The 17,143-nt window shown below is 41.6% G+C and carries 17 protein-coding genes; 9 read left to right on the top strand and 8 right to left on the bottom strand.

Annotation, left to right across the window (positions count from 1 at the left end):
* Positions 1 to 54 precede the first annotated feature (54 nt).
* The gene (locus WBM98_RS04955; protein ID WP_424364918.1) at positions 55 to 378 is read left to right on the top strand and encodes a YegP family protein; all 324 of its coding nucleotides are present in this window, start codon (positions 55 to 57) and stop codon (positions 376 to 378) included.
* On the opposite strand, the gene WBM98_RS04950 is transcribed toward WBM98_RS04955, so the two are convergent.
* Both WBM98_RS04950 and WBM98_RS04945 read right to left on the bottom strand, forming a co-directional pair.
* Positions 373 to 1,395 carry a threonine aldolase family protein gene (locus WBM98_RS04950; protein WP_424364917.1) on the bottom strand — a complete coding sequence of 341 codons (1,023 nt, stop codon included), beginning with the start codon at positions 1,393 to 1,395 and terminating at the stop codon, positions 373 to 375. The genes WBM98_RS04955 and WBM98_RS04950 overlap by 6 nt on opposite strands.
* A 75-nt stretch (positions 1,396 to 1,470) precedes the next feature.
* On the bottom strand, positions 1,471 to 3,885 hold the full coding sequence (locus tag WBM98_RS04945) for a zinc-dependent metalloprotease (RefSeq protein WP_424364921.1): 2,415 nt from the start codon (positions 3,883 to 3,885) through the stop codon (positions 1,471 to 1,473).
* A gap of 94 nt (positions 3,886 to 3,979) precedes the next feature.
* Between WBM98_RS04945 and prfB the strand changes: the two genes are divergently transcribed.
* The 5 genes from prfB to WBM98_RS04920 all read left to right on the top strand — a co-directional run bounded on the left by prfB (position 3,980) and on the right by WBM98_RS04920 (position 9,274).
* Positions 3,980 to 5,078, top strand: a protein-coding gene (gene prfB / locus WBM98_RS04940; protein WP_424364916.1) for a peptide chain release factor 2 whose coding sequence is annotated in 2 segments (ribosomal slippage) — positions 3,980 to 4,042 and positions 4,044 to 5,078 — 1,098 coding nt in all. Because the reading frame shifts where the segments join, the coding sequence is not laid out codon by codon here.
* A gap of 16 nt (positions 5,079 to 5,094) precedes the next feature.
* A complete protein-coding gene (locus WBM98_RS04935; RefSeq protein ID WP_424364915.1) occupies positions 5,095 to 5,712 on the top strand; it encodes an HAD family hydrolase in 618 nt (205 codons plus the stop codon).
* Between the two features lie 21 nt (positions 5,713 to 5,733).
* Entirely contained in the window at positions 5,734 to 6,081 is a 348-nt protein-coding gene (gene arsC, locus WBM98_RS04930) for an arsenate reductase (glutaredoxin) (RefSeq protein ID WP_424364914.1), read from the top strand.
* Between the two features lie 152 nt (positions 6,082 to 6,233).
* Entirely contained in the window at positions 6,234 to 6,752 is a 519-nt protein-coding gene (locus WBM98_RS04925; RefSeq protein ID WP_424364913.1) for a hypothetical protein, read from the top strand.
* Between the two features lie 11 nt (positions 6,753 to 6,763).
* Complete coding sequence (locus WBM98_RS04920; RefSeq protein ID WP_424364912.1) at positions 6,764 to 9,274, top strand: TonB-dependent receptor domain-containing protein; 2,511 nt, start codon at positions 6,764 to 6,766, stop codon at positions 9,272 to 9,274.
* 48 nt (positions 9,275 to 9,322) lie between these two features.
* Here the strand turns inward: WBM98_RS04920 and WBM98_RS04915 are convergent, their stop codons facing one another.
* Positions 9,323 to 9,499: a hypothetical protein gene (locus WBM98_RS04915; RefSeq protein ID WP_424364911.1), complete on the bottom strand. Its 177-nt coding sequence runs from the start codon at positions 9,497 to 9,499 to the stop codon at positions 9,323 to 9,325.
* Positions 9,500 to 9,652: 153 nt separating this feature from the next.
* Between WBM98_RS04915 and fumC the strand changes: the two genes are divergently transcribed.
* Positions 9,653 to 11,050, top strand: coding sequence for a class II fumarate hydratase (gene fumC, locus WBM98_RS04910; protein ID WP_424364910.1), 1,398 nt, complete (start codon positions 9,653 to 9,655; stop codon positions 11,048 to 11,050).
* A gap of 81 nt (positions 11,051 to 11,131) precedes the next feature.
* On the opposite strand, the gene WBM98_RS04905 is transcribed toward fumC, so the two are convergent.
* Positions 11,132 to 12,019 (bottom strand): hypothetical protein, encoded by an 888-nt coding sequence (locus WBM98_RS04905; RefSeq protein WP_424364909.1) that lies wholly within the window; start codon positions 12,017 to 12,019, stop codon positions 11,132 to 11,134.
* A gap of 286 nt (positions 12,020 to 12,305) precedes the next feature.
* Here WBM98_RS04905 and WBM98_RS04900 point away from each other — a divergent pair, with 286 nt between their 5' ends.
* Positions 12,306 to 12,476 carry a GNAT family N-acetyltransferase gene (locus tag WBM98_RS04900; RefSeq protein WP_424364920.1) on the top strand — a complete coding sequence of 57 codons (171 nt, stop codon included), beginning with the start codon at positions 12,306 to 12,308 and terminating at the stop codon, positions 12,474 to 12,476.
* A gap of 186 nt (positions 12,477 to 12,662) precedes the next feature.
* The gene (locus WBM98_RS04895) at positions 12,663 to 13,490 is read left to right on the top strand and encodes an MBL fold metallo-hydrolase (RefSeq protein ID WP_424364908.1); all 828 of its coding nucleotides are present in this window, start codon (positions 12,663 to 12,665) and stop codon (positions 13,488 to 13,490) included.
* A gap of 189 nt (positions 13,491 to 13,679) precedes the next feature.
* On the opposite strand, the gene ettA is transcribed toward WBM98_RS04895, so the two are convergent.
* The 4 genes from ettA to WBM98_RS04875 form a co-directional block, all read right to left on the bottom strand.
* Positions 13,680 to 15,371, bottom strand: a complete 1,692-nt coding sequence (ettA, locus tag WBM98_RS04890) for an energy-dependent translational throttle protein EttA (protein WP_424364907.1) — start codon at positions 15,369 to 15,371, stop codon at positions 13,680 to 13,682.
* A 55-nt stretch (positions 15,372 to 15,426) separates the two neighbouring features.
* Positions 15,427 to 15,822: a four helix bundle protein gene (locus WBM98_RS04885; protein ID WP_424364906.1), complete on the bottom strand. Its 396-nt coding sequence runs from the start codon at positions 15,820 to 15,822 to the stop codon at positions 15,427 to 15,429.
* A 39-nt stretch (positions 15,823 to 15,861) separates the two neighbouring features.
* Positions 15,862 to 16,044: a CAL67264 family membrane protein gene (locus WBM98_RS04880; RefSeq protein ID WP_424364905.1), complete on the bottom strand. Its 183-nt coding sequence runs from the start codon at positions 16,042 to 16,044 to the stop codon at positions 15,862 to 15,864.
* A gap of 73 nt (positions 16,045 to 16,117) precedes the next feature.
* Positions 16,118 to 17,101 (bottom strand): Gfo/Idh/MocA family protein, encoded by a 984-nt coding sequence (locus WBM98_RS04875; protein WP_424364904.1) that lies wholly within the window; start codon positions 17,099 to 17,101, stop codon positions 16,118 to 16,120.
* Positions 17,102 to 17,143: the final 42 nt, after the last annotated feature.

Below are 17,143 nucleotides of genomic sequence, written 5' to 3'. Positions count from 1 at the left end.
GCTATTGAAAAAATGAATTAAAAGTATTAGCTTTAAGTGTTATATATTTTAGGTATGATCGAAATAGAAAAAAAGGGAAAAGACAACTTTCATTTTAAATTAAAAACACAAAGCGGGCATACGCTTTTGAACAGTGTTGCCTATAAAAATGAAACTGAGATTCAAGATACGGTGCAGTATCTTAATACACCACAACAAAACAATTTACGTGTCGAAAGGAAAACAAATAATGAAGGCCTTTTTTTGTTTGATATCAAGAAATCCGATGGCCAACTCATAGGTCACAGCCAATGTTATACTTCTGAAGCAGGAATGGAAAATGGTATCAACAATCTGATTCATCGCATTGATTCCTTAACCCATTTAGACGATCTATAGATTTTCTAAAATTGTCAGGACCTTTTTATGCATTTCGTCGGTATAATCCATATGGGTGACAATTCGCAGTTTACCCTGCCCCATACCGATGATGGAAATTCCTTGTGCATGTAATTTTTCCAAGAAGACCGTTTCGGTCATGATGTGTTCAACAATTTCAAAAATAATGATATTAGTTTCAATGGGTTCGACCTTTTTAATGAATGCCAATTTTTCCAAAACCTCACCGATTTCCTTGGCTTTTCGATGATCGACCTCCAACCGTGCCATGTTGTTATCCAAGGCATAGCTCGCGGCGGCGGCTAAATACCCTGCCTGTCGCATGCCGCCGCCCAATACTTTACGAACGCGTAAGGCTTTTTCCATCAACGCGTTGCTTCCTACCAACACAGAACCCACAGGACAACCCAGGCCCTTACTGAAACAAACACTGATCGTGTCGAAAAGTTTACCATACTGTTCAGGCGTTTCGTTTTTCGCCACAAGGGCATTCCAAATTCGAGCCCCATCCAAATGATACGCGAGATGATGTTCCTTACATACCTGCTTGATCTTTTTAAGCTCTTCAAAATCCCAACATGCGCCACCGCCTTTATTGGTCGTATTCTCTATGCACACCAAGGTGGTTAACGGGCTGTGATAGAAATCGGGCGGATTTATGGCTTCCGCTACTTGTTCAGCCAGCATCATACCTCGTTGGCCATCTATCAGTTTACAGGATACCCCACTATTAAAACTTACCCCCCCACCTTCATAATTATATACATGGGCATATTTGTCACATATGAGTTGTTCTCCAGGTTGGGTATGCAATTTAATGGCAGTCTGGTTGGCCATGGTACCGCTTGGGAAAAACAAAGCGGCCTCTTTGCCAAATAATTTGGCTGTTCTTGCTTCGAGCGCATTCACCGATGGATCTGCCTTAAAAACATCATCGCCTACTTCGGCTGCCATCATGGCCTTTAACATGCCTTGGGATGGCTTTGTAACGGTATCACTTATTAGGTTTATTTTCATTTTATGCTCATGTTCAAATTCAACAAAAGTTTGTCGTTTCGTTTTTACTGGTGACTCCCTACTGTTCACTGTTTACTACTCACTCCCCACTGTTTTAAAACAAGCCATACCTATAGGCGATCCATCTGGAATCTTGGGTGCCTCGAGCAATTGGAATTTTTCAGGGGCCTTAATGAAATCATTGATACGTCGGATCATTTCTTCAGCATAAACATCCTTTTTTGCCAGCAATCCATTCTTTATCTCTTTCAACTTTTGATGGGCAATGGCATTTACCTGGGGATGCACTTTGTCCTGTGCCGCAAGGTTCATGATGTGGTACAGTACCCTAAAGTTGATATTCTGCTGAACTTGCGCGAGGTAATTGTTTGTATGTTGCTTGTTTATTGTACCCTTGATTACTGCATCCAATACATCGAATAGACTTAAATTAAAATCATCCAAGGCCTTTTGTTGAATAAGCCTTGAAGCCCTTTCTGGGTGTAACAGAAATGTCAAGGTCATATCGGCCGCCGTTTCAGGTGCGGACAATACATCAAAGGATACTCCGGTCTTACCTTTCAGCGATTCCCGTGTTTTGGGATAGCCAAATGCCCGTGGAGGAAAAAGAAGTATCTTGTCCTCAGGTATGGCCATCGTCCTTGCATCCAAAGTCATCATTAGTGTCGCCAAAGCCTCTTGTTGCATTTTTTTATCGACAATTGTGACTGTGGGTTGGCCATCCCCCTTGACCGAATAATTGTAGTCCATACCACCGACAACCTTTGCCACGGCTTCCGTTTGGTACCTATGGAAGAAATAAAGGGGCACAAAGACATCTTCCAATACCGTATTCGGTTCCCCGGTCCTAATATTATCTATTGAAAAATTGGCAATGGCAGAAGCGCGCACTTTCAACATATCCTCCAGTTCTTTGGTCACATTTTGTCCATTATCCCAGAGGTGGGCCAATACATGGGCGCTTCCAGGGGGTCGGGCATCCTGATCAGTGATATACCGCAATCCCTTTTGAATGGCTACCTCCAAAATTCTTTTTAATCCTTCCGCTTCGCTGGTATCCTGGGGAAAGTCAGTATAAGAATAAGCAACCGTTACCTTGTCCCATTCCCCAATGTCAGTCGTGTAGGCGTTTGAAAAATCGATTTCCCCATTTTTTAACGACAATTGCGGATGTGGATAGTCCATCACCGAAGCCCTATCATTGGTTGAGGCCGCATAATTGTGGGCAAAGCCAAGCGTATGTCCTATCTCATGTGCCGAAAGCTGTCGAATACGGGCCAACGCAAAATCCAGCATCGGTTGGTAATTGTCGTCCCTTTCGGCAAAAGGTTTATTCATCAACGCTTGGGCTATTAGAAAATCCTGACGGATCCGGAGGCTACCCAGACTTACATGCCCTTTGATGATTTCCCCTGTCCTGGGATCCGTGATACTGCTACCGTAGCTCCATCCCCTGGTCGACCGATGGACCCATTGGATTACATTATATCTCACATCCAAGGGGTCGGCATTATCGGGCAACATGACCAATTGGAATGCATTTTTGTAACCCGCTGCCTCAAAAGCTTGGTTCCACCATCTACCGCCATCGAGAAGTGCAGAACGAATAGGCTCGGGTGTTCCATTATCCAAATAATAGATGATGGGCTCCACTGCCTCACTTTGGGTCGCATTGGGTTCCTTTTTCTGCAATCGATGTCGCGTTATAAACCTTTTAATAATCGGTTCCTGAACCGGCGTTGAATAATCATAATACGAGGTTGGGTATGAACCCGAGCGCGGATCGAATACCCTTTTTTTATACTTATTATCTGGTAACTCGATAAAAGAATGATGTTGGGCAACCGTAACCAAATCGGCATTGGGGGTCACAGATTTTATATAATTCCCTTGGGCATCTCCCTTAAAGGTAAGGGTCACGTCAAACTCCACATTTTTGGGAAAAGCTTTGGTGCGATCCAAGGCAAAAGCACTTTTCGATTTATCAAGGCTATAGGTCCCTTGTTGGGCTTTCTTTAACCTTGAGGCCACCCCGTGGGTATCCTGCATTAAAAAATCCGTAATATCGATAATGTATTTTCCATTGTGCTCTTCTTCAATCTTAAATCCGAATAAAACGGATTTTGCAAAGGCCTGCTCCACCGATTTTCGTTCCAAGGCATTATCGGTCAGCGCCCTATATTTTAAATTGGGTTGGATCAACAACAATTTACCCCCGGTTTTTCTGAAAAAGACAACTTGTTCATTGCCAAGCTGTCCGCGATCCAATCCTATGTCATTATTACCAATGCCACTACTTAAGGAATATACATACAGAAACTCTTTTTCAAGATCTTCGACCTCCATAAATAGCTTATCGTTTTTGTCGTCATGATAAAAATTGAATAGGCCGTCGAACTTTTTGAAATCCTTACTTTTATCCTGAAATTGGGCATTGCCGATCAAAAGTCCGGCACAAAGGAACAAGGTAAGGATAGAACTATTTTTCATCATGGTTTTAGCTTGGATTGATCAGGACTAAATTTATATAAAATTGATTGCACAACCATAGTTAAATCCTATTTTTGCTAAAAAAGAGTATACGATGATAACTGTAGATCAATCCAAAGATCTCATTGAGCGCCTTGGTGCGTTAAGGAGGTATCTTTGACATAGATGCCAAGCTTGTAGAGATAGAGAACGAAGAGGAAAAAACATTAGCTCCTGACTTTTGGGATGACCCAAAAAAGGCCCAGGAACAAATGAGATTCATCCAATCCAAGAAACATTGGGTCATTGACTACAATGCGGCCAAAACGTTGGTCAGTGATTTGGAGGTACTGCTTGAATTTCAGAAAGAAGGTGAAGTTTCAGTGACCGAGGTTGAGGCCCAATACGAAAAAGCCAACGACGCCATAGAAAAGTTAGAGTTCAAGAATATGCTTTCGGAAGAAGGGGATGAACTTACCGCCGTATTGCAGATTACTGCCGGTGCTGGAGGTACTGAAAGTTGCGATTGGGCAGCCATGCTGATGCGCATGTACATGATGTGGAGTGATAAAAATGGCTATAAGGTAAAAGAACTCAACTATCAGGAAGGCGATGTGGCCGGCATCAAAACGGTTACTTTGGAGATAGAGGGAGAATATGCCTTTGGCTGGCTCAAAGGGGAAAATGGGGTGCATCGTTTGGTACGCATTTCCCCATTTGACAGTAATGCAAAAAGACATACCTCATTCGCTTCTGTATATGTGTATCCGTTGGTCGATGACAGTATAGAAATCGACGTGAACCCAGCTGACATCGAAATAACCACGGCCAGGTCTAGCGGTGCGGGAGGGCAAAATGTGAATAAGGTAGAGACGAAAGTACAACTGGTTCACAAACCTTCAGGAATTCAGATTTCATGCTCCGATTCCCGTTCGCAACATGATAACAGGGCCACTGCCTTGAAGATGTTGAAATCCCAATTGTATGAGATTGAATTACGCAAAAAGATGGAAGCCAGGGAAGAAATCGAATCTTCCAAAATGAAAATCGAATGGGGTTCCCAAATACGGAATTATGTGATGCATCCCTATAAATTGGTAAAGGATGTGAGGACCGGAGAGGAAACCGGCAATGTCGACGCTGTTATGGACGGTGATATCGACCGGTTTTTAAAAGCGTTTCTAATGTTAATGGGACAAAAGGTAGAGGAATAAATCAATGCATCGAACCATGCAAACAATTGATACCATAATTTTTGATTTGGGTGGGGTCCTCATTGATGGTGACCCTAAATATCTATATCGTCAGGTTTTCGATAATGATGAGCAGAAAATGAACTGGTTTCTAGGTACCATTTGTACGAATGAATGGAACCTCGAACAAGATGCAGGAAGAACCTTAAAGGAAGGGACCGAGCTTTTGGTAGAACAATTCCCAACCTATGAAGCATTGATTCGTATGTATTATGATCAATGGACCCAGATGTTGGGCGGGCCTATTTCAGGAACCGTTGCTTTATTGAAACAGCTAAAATATAGAAACGTGCATACTATTTATGCACTGACCAATTGGAGTGCCGAGACCTTTCCCCAAGCCTTGGAACGATTTGATTTTTTACAGGATTTTGCGGGAATCGTGGTCTCTGGTGAGGAAAGGACCAGAAAACCATTTCGAAAAATCTATGACATCATTTTAGATAGGTATCAGATTATTCCTGAGAAGGCTATTTTTATTGATGATAACCTAGAAAATGTCGAAACGGCCACAAAAATCGGCCTCAACGGTATCCATTTTAAAAATGCCGACCAATTGCGTCAGCATCTTATTGCCATGGGCATCGAACTGTAATATGATAATAGCATTACTACTATGATACAAATTTACCATAATCCCAGATGTACGAAATCGCGCCAAGGACTGGCTGCTTTGGAAGCATCAGGAGAACCCTTTGAGATAATCAACTATCTGGAAGATGTACCGACCAAAAAAGATTTAAAAAGAATTTTGGGTTATTTGAATCTCCCCGCAGAAAAATTGGTGCGCAAGAATGAGGCTATCTGGAAAGAGCACTATCGTGGCAAAACCTTAAGCGAGGAGCAAGTCATAGAGGCGATGGTCTCCTATCCCAAACTCATAGAACGCCCTATAGTCCTTAAAGGTGATAAAGCCGTTATCGGTAGACCCACCGAGAATATACGGGAACTTTTAAAAGATTAACAATCGGCGTCCTCAGCAAACATTGGCCAAAAACCAAAATCCTTTTCTGGCACCCTTCTTGTTCTTGCTAAACGATATGAAAATTGAATTAACAAAGATTTAACCTATTAAGGTTAAACCATCCACTAATTTTAAAATCTAAATACCACATCATGAAAATCAATAGTACATTTTTGATTGTTTTGTTCACTTTGTTGTTGACAGGTGTAGAAGTACAAGCCCAATACGGTTATGGCAATGGCTATGGCGGATATGGATATGGTGGAAGAGGTACCGGATATGGCAGGGGACGCGCTGCGATACCACAGGCCCAAACCCCACAAAAAGAACCAGAACCGTTGACCGCCGATGAAATCGTGGACAATGAAATGCCGGGAATATCCAGTGCCTTGGAATTGAATGACTTTGAAACGGCTGTTCTTAGTAGTATCCTAAAAAAATATGTGCAGGAGCGTATTGAAATGCAAATTCTAAAACTAGAACCAGATCAAATGCGCGAGCAAATGGATAAAATAACCCTGCGTCAAACCGAGGAACTCAAAGCTGGTCTGCCCTTGGAAAAATATGAGGCTTTTGTCGAACTTCAGAAAAATGGGGTAGCGAAAACCAAGAAAGAGAAAAAAAAGAAGGAGAAAAGGCAAAAAAAGAAAAAGAAGACTGATTTAGACTAATATATAACTACATGAGAAAACTATTCCCGTTATTCCTGGTATTGACATCATTTATTGTACTGGGACAACAATCACAAGGCCAACGGCCCGACCCGATAAACATAACAGGAATAGTCTTAGATCAGGATACAGGCCAGCCGTTGGAATATGCGACCTTGATCCTACAAAACTTACGCGATCCCAATAAGGTGACTGGTGGCATCACAGATGCATCAGGCAAATTCAACGTTGAGACCATGCCAGGCAAGTATAATGTCAAGGTTGAATACATGTCCTATAAAACCTATGGTTTGGATAACCAAACGTTTAGGGCTTCCACAGATTTGGGAACCATAAAATTGGCCATTGATGTGGAACAATTGCAAGAAGTTCAGGTAACTGGAGAACGAACCACTGTTGAACTTCGCTTGGATAAAAAGATATACAATGTGGGGTCTGACCTTACTGTAAAAGGAGGCTCGGTTACCGATGTCCTCGATAATGTTCCATCGGTTACTGTAGATGTTGAAGGAAATATAAGCCTTCGGGGCAACGAAAGTGTGCGTATTTTAATCAATGGGAAACCTTCCGCCCTTTCGGGCCTAAGTACAGAGGCTTTACAGCAATTGCCCGCAGAGGCCATTGAAAGGGTTGAAGTCATTACAAACCCATCGGCGCGCTATGATGCAGAAGGAACCGCAGGGATACTCAATATTATCCTTAAGCAAAGTAAAACCGCCGGGGTCAATGGATCGGTCAGTTTAAATGTTGGCAACCCTGAATCTTATGGTGCGAATCTTAGTCTCAACCTAAGAAGGGATAAGTTCAATATTTTCACGAATACCTCGTATCGGTATAGAAAAGGTCCTGGTAACGCGCTCTTTGAGCAAGAAAACTTTAACCCCGATGGTAGTACCGCTAGTTTTCAGGATGAAATCAGGGAATATGAAAGACAGAACGATGGCATTAACACCAATATCGGTTTTGAATATTTTATCGACGAAAGCAGCAGCATCACGAATTCCTTTGTGTATAGAAAATCGAGCGGGGACGATTTCACCGATATTGATTTTTTCAACTATGACGCGTTGAACAACCCTACGATCCAACGAAACCGGTATACAACGGAAGTCGATAATGACGAGGACATACAGTACTCGGTCAATTATAAAAAGAATTTTGAAAAAGACGGTCATGAGCTTACAATGGATTATCAATACTCCACTGGGAGTGAACTTGAAAATTCAATCATCAATGAAACGATTATTGGCGAAAACAGCACCCTTCCGACAGAGCAGACCATCAACGACGAAAGTCAAATAAGGCAATTGATACAAATGGATTATGTACTTCCTTTCGGTAAGGATGATGCATCCCAATTTGAGTTGGGGTACCGTGGCACGTTCAATGACTTCAATACCGATTTCAATTTCGGAATCCTCACCAATGGGATTCTTGATAGTGATCCCGACTTCAGTAACGAGCTCAACTATAAGGAATATGTGAATTCGGCCTATACCCAATTGGGGACCAAGATCAAAAAGTTCAATATTTTGGGTGGACTTCGTATGGAGGCTTCCGATATTGGGGTTGAACTGGTGAATACCAATGAAGTCAACAATAAGACCTATGTCGATTGGTTTCCTTCGTTGTTCTTGGGGTATGAATTTTCAGAACAAGAACAATTCACCATTAGCTATAGTCGAAGATTGCGTAGGCCACGATCTAGGTTTATAAATCCGTTCCCTTCTCGGTCAAGTAATACAAATTTGTTTCAAGGGAATCCGAACTTGGACCCTACCTATACCAATGCTTTCGATTTGGGATATCTAAGGCGATGGGATAAATTCACCTTTAACACCTCTGCCTATTATAACCATTCTACTGGGGTGTTTCAGTTTATAACCCAAGAACGAGGGGATTTTGTTGAGATTGAAAACCCTGATGATCCTGAAAATCCCGTCATTGTCCCCGTACAAGTGCGGACCCCGATCAATTTGGCGACCGAAAGTCGCTATGGGATGGAGTTCACCACCTCCTATGTCCCTAAAAAAAATTGGAGGCTTAGTTGGAACCTGAATCTATTTCAACAACAATTAAGGGGGGATTATGTGTATACCAACTTTCAAGATGAGGTGATCACTCAAAATTTTGATTCTGACAATTTTACATGGTTCTCTAGATTCAGTGCCAAATTGCCGTTACCGGGTGCTATAGATTTTCAAACCAATATTTTCTATATGGGCCCCTCTGAGAGTGCCCAATCAAAAAACAAAAGCATGTTGAACACCAACCTGGCCCTTAGTAAGGATGTGGTCAAGGACAAAGCCACTGTTTCATTGAATGTGAGTGACCTGTTCAATACGCGTAAACGGCGAAGCGAAACGAGAACCGATAATGTTTTTACCTATAGTGAGTTTCAATGGCGACAACGCCAGATTACCTTATCATTTCTTTATAGGTTCAACCAGCCTCAAAACCAAAAAGATAAGAATGGTCAAAGAAATGGTGGTGGGGAGGAAGATATTGAATTTGAGGGATAGCACCAAGAACAGCACTAAAACAAAAAAGAAGCCATTAGGCTTCTTTTTTTATTCTTGCAATCGCGCAGCCCTTTTGGCCTTGCGTTTTTCTTTTATCATTTCCCTAATATTTCCAAACAACCAATAAGGTACCACGAAGGTCAATAAGAATATCATTAACCAAAAGCCAATGGTCAAAATGGTCAAGAATGCTAAAAATCCTAAATATTGGTCAAATTCGAACATCTGTACTTATTTAATACGGCAAAGATAGTTTGAAAAGAATCAAAAGAACAAATCAAATGCAAAAAAAATATTCATTTTCTTAAAATTTAGGGTTCCAGCGGCACATAAAATTTACTAATGGAGTACCTTTGCAAGAAACCAAAATATCTTATTATGAGTTTCAGAATTGAGAAAGACACGATGGGAAAAGTCGAGGTTCCCTCCGATAAATATTGGGGTGCACAGACTGAACGTTCCCGAAATAATTTTAAAATAGGCCCTTCAGCTTCCATGCCCTTGGACATTGTTTACGGCTTTGCCTATTTGAAGAAAGCGGCCGCTTATGCCAACCATGAACTTGGTGTGTTGGATGTTTCAAAACGGGATTTAATCGCTACCGTATGCGATGAGATCTTGGATGGCAAGCTCGACGATCAATTTCCTTTGGTCATCTGGCAAACAGGTTCAGGTACACAGAGCAATATGAACGTGAATGAGGTCATCGCCAATCGCGCCCACGAAATTGCAGGGAAAGTTATTGGTGAAGGCGAAAAGACCATTCAACCGAATGATGATGTAAACAAGTCACAATCTTCCAACGATACTTTCCCAACAGGGATGCATATTGCAGCTTACAAAAAGTTGATTGAGGTAACGATTCCCGGAGTTACCCAACTGAAGGACACCTTGGCCAAAAAAGCGAAGGACTTTAAAAATGTGGTCAAAATAGGACGTACCCATTTAATGGATGCCACTCCCCTAACCTTGGGTCAGGAATTTTCTGGATATGCCTCTCAATTGGAACATGGTCTAAAAGCACTGCACAATACCTTGGACCATCTTTCCGAACTTGCCCTCGGGGGAACTGCGGTAGGAACAGGATTAAACACCCCAAATGGGTACGATGTAATGGTCGCCCAATATATCGCAAAATTCACCAAACTGCCCTTTAGAACGGCAGAAAATAAATTTGAGGCCCTCGCTGCCCATGATGCTTTGGTGGAAAGTCATGGTGCATTAAAGCAATTGGCCGTTTCATTGAACAAAATCGCCAATGACGTTCGTATGATGGCCTCAGGACCAAGATCGGGAATCGGAGAGATCATAATTCCTGCCAATGAACCGGGAAGTTCCATTATGCCAGGGAAAGTGAATCCTACCCAATGTGAAGCTCTGACCATGGTATGTGCCCAGGTTATGGGCAATGATGTGGCCATCACCGTCGGTGGCACCCAAGGACATTATGAACTTAATGTTTTTAAACCTGTCATGGCCGCAAATTTTTTACAATCCGCCCAATTACTTGGTGATGCCTGTGTAAGCTTTGATGTGAATTGCGCAGCAGGAATTGAACCAAACTATGAAGTGATTAAGGAGTTATTGAACAACTCATTGATGTTGGTAACTGCATTGAACACTAAAATCGGATATTATAAAGCGGCTGAAATTGCCAATACGGCGCATAAAAATGGCACTACCTTGAAAGAGGAAGCCGTTAACCTAGGTTATGTCACAGCTGAGGATTATGATGAATGGGTTAAACCCGAAGATATGGTCGGAAGCTTAAAATAAGTGGCGTAGATCACATGTAAATAAAAAAGGGGCAATCAATTACGATTGCCCCTTTTTATATAAATAAATGGATAGTGTGTCCTATTTCAAAGTGAACTTTGAAGTTCCCAACAATTTCAATTTGTCATCATAAACATTGACCATATAATTTCCTTTTTGGAAATCACCAGTTGGCTTATTGATATAATCACAAACATCCAAAGACTTGTTTTCATAGTAGAAATTGGTTCCCTTACTGTAAGTTACAGAAGCACCATCATCATTGGTTTTTGAATAACTCTCACCAAGAACGTTTCCTTGTGGGTCAAGAACCTCTAAATAAAATTCCCTATCACCTGCTTCCGCAATAACGTTATCGGCCACAGTGAAACAGATTTTGAACTTGTCGGTTCTTCCTGCTCTTGAGGTTGAGACCAATTTACCACTGGTACGTTCCTTCACAGCATCTACATTGAATTTAGAAAGATTCAAGGCAGAACCTTTTTCAACAGCATCGGCCAATTGGGTATTCTGTACCACCAAGGAATCGTTGAAAACAGTTTGTTTTTCCAATTCTACATAAGTACTGTCACGTTGCATGGCGATCAATGTATTCGATCTTGTCAACGAATCTACCTGTCTAAGCAGTTGCTCTCTTTCGGCTTTTAAAACACCAACTTGTCTTCTATATCGAGACAACGTAGCAATATCCGCTTTCATAGTCGTAACAGAATCAAGGTATTTTGCAATATTATCCCTTGCAGTAACCAACTCTTCGTTCGTAGCATTGCTTTCCAAAATGGCCTTGTCATATTCTGACTTTAAGCTGTTCAGGTCTTCAACCACTAGTTCTTTTTCCTTAGTAAGCACAGTTTCGGTCTTTTTCTTGTCTTGATACAAGCTAACTGTGTAGATGATCACTCCTAAAAGTACCACACCTAGCAAACCTGCCAATACTTTTAATCCATTGTTATTTTTTGTTTCAGTCATAATCTTAAAATTAATTAACTTTTTTACTTTTATTAAAGTGTTTGTTCGTGGTTTATATACGGTTTAATTTTAAAATTGGATTTTTTGGATTAAAAAAATTTAACATTTTTTGTGCAATATACTTTCCTCATCCTTAATTTATGAAGGCGTTTAACAGTTAGCATCGATATGAAGATTGAAATAATTCCATTTAATAACATGTATATCAATAACTTCCGTAATTTGAACAGCGCTAGGTTGGAATAATTCTTTTATGTTGAACCCAAGGATTTAGAACTATTGGAAAATTGCAAAAAAATCGATTATTTATAGGGATGGGCACCTCTTTTTTGCTCTACATGATGTTCAAATTGCAGGTTGTTTCGCTTTTATTCCTTTTAATCGAAACATTTATGAGCTTATAAAAATGGCCGTTGACCTAAAGTACAAGGGTCAGCAAATCGGTCAACAGCTTTAAAAATATGCCATTGGGTTTGCCAAAAAGAAGCATTGGGATAAAATTGTGTTATATTCAAGTGCTAAATGCCATGCTACATTGCCCAACTACCGCAAATCAAGTTGAATGTGGTAAGGCCAAACAAAGACCAGCCCTATGCTGGCAATGACATAAAAATGAAATGTGAGTAACCCTAAAAAAAATAGTATGAAAAGTTTGATAATAACCTTAGTAACCGTAAGCCTTTTAACTGTAGGATGTAAGGATGCCAGGAAATCCTCGAGCACCCCGCTATTGGATTCCGAGCCAAAAACAGCGATGGGAGAAACCTCTCCTGCCCCCACAAATTCGGACCGAACCTCCAAAGAAGTGAAAATTATCCCTATTGAGCATGCAACTGCCATACTTGAATGGAATGATTTGACCATTTATATCGATCCTGAAGGAGGGCAAGAGGCTTTTAAGGGACAAAAGCAACCCGACCTGATCTTGATTACCGACATCCATGGCGACCATTTTAGTTTGGAAACCCTGCAGGCCTTGAATACCGAAAGGGCCAAAATCATAGTGCCTCAGGCCGTTGCCGATTTACTACCCAAGGAATTCACTCCCCAGGTCGATGTGCTGCAAAATGGGGAATCAAAAGAGCGATATGGGATAAACGTGGAGGCCATTCCCATGTACAACTTACGTGAAGAGGCCAAAAAATTCCATGAAAAAGGCCGTGGCAATGGATATGTCCTGAATATGGGTGAGCAACGCATCTACCTCTCTGGGGATACCGAAGACATTCCTGAAATGAGGGCCTTACAGAATATCGACAAAGCCTTCGTGTGTATGAACTTACCCTATACGATGACCGTTGAAAGCGCTGCTGATGCGGTATTGGCATTTAAACCCAAACAGGTGTACCCCTACCATTACAGGGGAAATCCAGATGTGAGCGATGTGGCCAAATTCAAGGCTTTAGTTGAAAAGGGAGATTCAATTATTGAAGTCATTCAATTGGATTGGTATCCGAACGATGATTTTTGATTTACGAAATACGAGTAACGACGTATGAAGTAGAAGGTACTGGATATGAAATAATCGGAGTAAACCAAGGGTACGAAAATAAGTCAAAACTCAGCGAGACAACGCCTTATGGAAAAAGGCCAAGCCATAAACACAAAATCCATTGAGCCCAACTTTAAGATTATTTTAGAAGCTTAAACTAAACGCCAATTATCTGATCAACTTCTTATATTTCAAGCGTTTGGGAATCAAATCCCCACCCAATCGTTTTTTCTTGTTTTCTTCATAATCAGAGAACGATCCCTCAAAGAAATACACCTGGGAATCGCCTTCGAAGGCCAGAATATGCGTACAAACCCGATCTAGGAACCATCTATCGTGTGAAATGACAACGGCACAACCCGCGAAGTTCTCAAGCCCTTCTTCCAAAGCGCGTAAGGTATTGACATCCAAATCATTGGTAGGCTCATCCAAGAGCAGCACGTTGCCCTCTTCCTTTAAGGTCATTGCCAAATGCAGCCTATTTCGCTCCCCACCTGAAAGCATATTCACTTTTTTATTCTGCTCGCTGCCCGAAAAATTGAAACGGCTCAGATACGCCCTCGAATTTACTTGGCGCCCACCCATCATGATCAATTCTTGTTCTTCACTAAAATTCTGCCAAATCGTTTTTTCGATATCGATATTGGAATGACTTTGGTCGACATAAGCAATCTTGGCGGTATCGCCAACAATGAATTCCCCCTTATCAGGGGTTTCCTCACCCATTATCATTCGGAATATTGTGGTCTTACCTGCACCATTCGGACCTATAATACCCACAATACCCGCTTGCGGTAGTTTAAAATTAAGATCTTCATATAGCAATTTATCCCCATAAGCCTTGCTTACCCCTTTGGCTTCAATGACATTGGTTCCCAATCGTGGACCATTGGGTATATAGATTTCCAATTTCTCATCGAGCTGTTTTTGGTCCTGACTCATGAGTTTATCATAATTATTTAAACGGGCCTTTTGTTTCGTATGCCGACCCTTGGCACCTTGACGTACCCATTCCAACTCCCGTTCCAACGTTTTTTGACGTTTGGAGGCTGTCTTGCTCTCTTGGGCCATTCTTTTAGACTTCTGATCTAACCAACTGGAGTAGTTGCCTTTCCATGGGATACCTTCGCCGCGGTCGAGTTCTAAAATCCATCCTGCCACATTATCCAAGAAATAACGGTCATGGGTTACTGCGATGACAGTACCCTTGTATTGTGCCAAATGATGTTCCAGCCAATGTACCGATTCGGCATCCAAATGGTTGGTAGGTTCATCCAACAATAAAATTTCAGGTTCCTGCAGCAATAACCTGCACAGCGCAACGCGTCTTCGTTCACCCCCCGAAAGTACCCCGATTTTCTTATCGGGCTCGGGAGTGCGCAGGGCATCCATGGCAATCTCCAATTTGGTGTCCAACTCCCATGCATTGGCCGCATCGATTTGATCTTGTAAAGCGGCCTGGCGATCCATGAGTTTCTGCATCTTATCGGCATCCTCATAAACTTCCGGCAAAGCGAACATATCATTGATGTTGTTGTATTCATCCAAAATCGCCACCGTTTCGGCCGCACCTTCCTTCACAACCTCCAAAACGGTTTTTTCCTCATCCAATTGGGGTTCTTGTTCCAAGTACCCTACCTTATACCCCGGGGAAAAAACCACATCCCCTTGGTAATTTTTATCGGCACCGGCAATGATTCGCAATAACGTGGATTTTCCCGAGCCATTGAGCCCTAAAATGCCGATTTTGGCACCATAGAAAAAACTTAGGTAAATATTTTTTAGAACAGGGGTATTCGCATTCTTATACGACTTTGTCACCCCGGACATAGAGAAAATGACCTTCTTATCGTCAGACATAGTAAGTTTGTGGTTTGTGGTTTGTGGTTTGTGGTTTGTGGTTTGTGGTTTAAAATTAGGCTTTTTTGAACTTTTGCCCCTTTATTCCAGAGTTTCTTAAATAAAACATGAAAGCACCAATTTTGTTTTTTTCAGTAGCACACATTTCATTTAATTTTTCACATTCCGCCTTATTTATTAATTTTTTATCCATAGCCCTATACGCTTGCGAGGCAAGTTCCCCTGCTGAACCTTTGGAATAACTAATAAAGTTATGGAACTCTTTGTTTCCATCCCTATCAAACCCTTCAGCTATATTGTCCATTATTGAACCTGAACTTCTTTCCATTTGATCCCGAAGACTTAAATTTTTTCCCAATGATGTCGTAACAAAAAGTTCTTCTACATATTGACAAATTGCCCTTGCCATTTGCCATACTTCTAAATCTTCAAACTTTTCTATACGAGCCATGAAATAAACTATGAACCTTAAACTACAAACAATAAACTATTAGACTCTTCCCTTTAATGCATTGAAAACCCAGGCAATGGCAAAAAAACCGATTCCTACAGAGGCAAATCCCCATCCGGCAACTTCGTCATATCGAAAGGCCCCAAGGGCAATAAGTGCACATCCTACGAATATCATTATAAAGGTAGCCCAGGCCAATACCGTATTTTTATTCATTCCCATTTCTTGGTAGTTTGGATTTTGGTAATTCCAAATATCGTAAATTTTAGATGAATTCCGTGTAAAGCCCTATATTTTATTGTTCAAAAGGAAATTTAATCCCGTTTTGAATCCGTAAGGTTTCCAATAATTCGGCCAAATCCAAACTGTTTTGAAGACTCCATAAACCACTCTCCATTTTGCCATGCTGTAAGCATGAATGCACCTCTTCAATTTCATGGGTGTAGCCATATCCGGCAGTAGGTAATTCTACATGCTCAACTTCCTGACCTTTCTTCAGGGAATACCCTTGCGCAATATGCCATTGCGGGTGTAAGAACAAGGATCCGGTACTGCCCGAGATTTCGGCCTCCATTTTTGACCCCGAGGTCAACCCGCTGTACAAGATAGCCTGTGCCTTAGGATAATCGAACAGCATGGAAATCTGTATCTCTACCCCTGTCTTATAAAATTTGGAGGCAGAGCTAATGGTATCGGGCATGCCCAATAACAGGTATGAAAGAAAAACGGGGTAAATTCCTATATCAAGTAAAGAACCTCCTCCCAATTCGGGATTCAACAACCGGCCCTCTTCTGGCCGATCCAAGGCATAAAATGCAAAATCGGCATGTAGATAACATAGGTCTCCTATGGCACCGGCATCGACCAGGGCCTTGACCTTTCTTATAGATGGGTTGAAACGGGACCAAAGGGCTTCCATTAGAAAAACGCGATTCTTTTTGGCCACCGCCATCAGCTCCTCAATATCCGTACGACTCATGCCCATGGGTTTCTCACATAAGACATGTTTGCCCTGGTTCATGGCCTTTAAACTCCACGCTTTATGGCCAGTATGTGGTGTGGCAATATAGACCACATCAACTTCCTCACATTCGAACAAGGCGTCATAACTGCCAAAGGCATGTTTTGCATTGAATTTTTTCCCGAATTCTTTGGCTTTATCCATACTTCTTGAGGCCACCGCCACTATTTCAGCACTTCCCACAAGATTGAGGTCATTCGCAAATTTATGGGCGATACCCCCTAAACCGATAATACCCCACCGAATCTTTTGTTCCATATTCAATTTAGAATTTACCCAAAAGTAATCAAATTTACTGCT

Source organism: Maribacter sp. (genome assembly GCF_049667165.1).
Classification (GTDB): Bacteria; Bacteroidota; Bacteroidia; order Flavobacteriales; family Flavobacteriaceae; genus Maribacter_A.
Note: the sequence above shows the minus strand (reverse complement) of the source record. Positions and strands in the feature narration are given on the sequence as shown.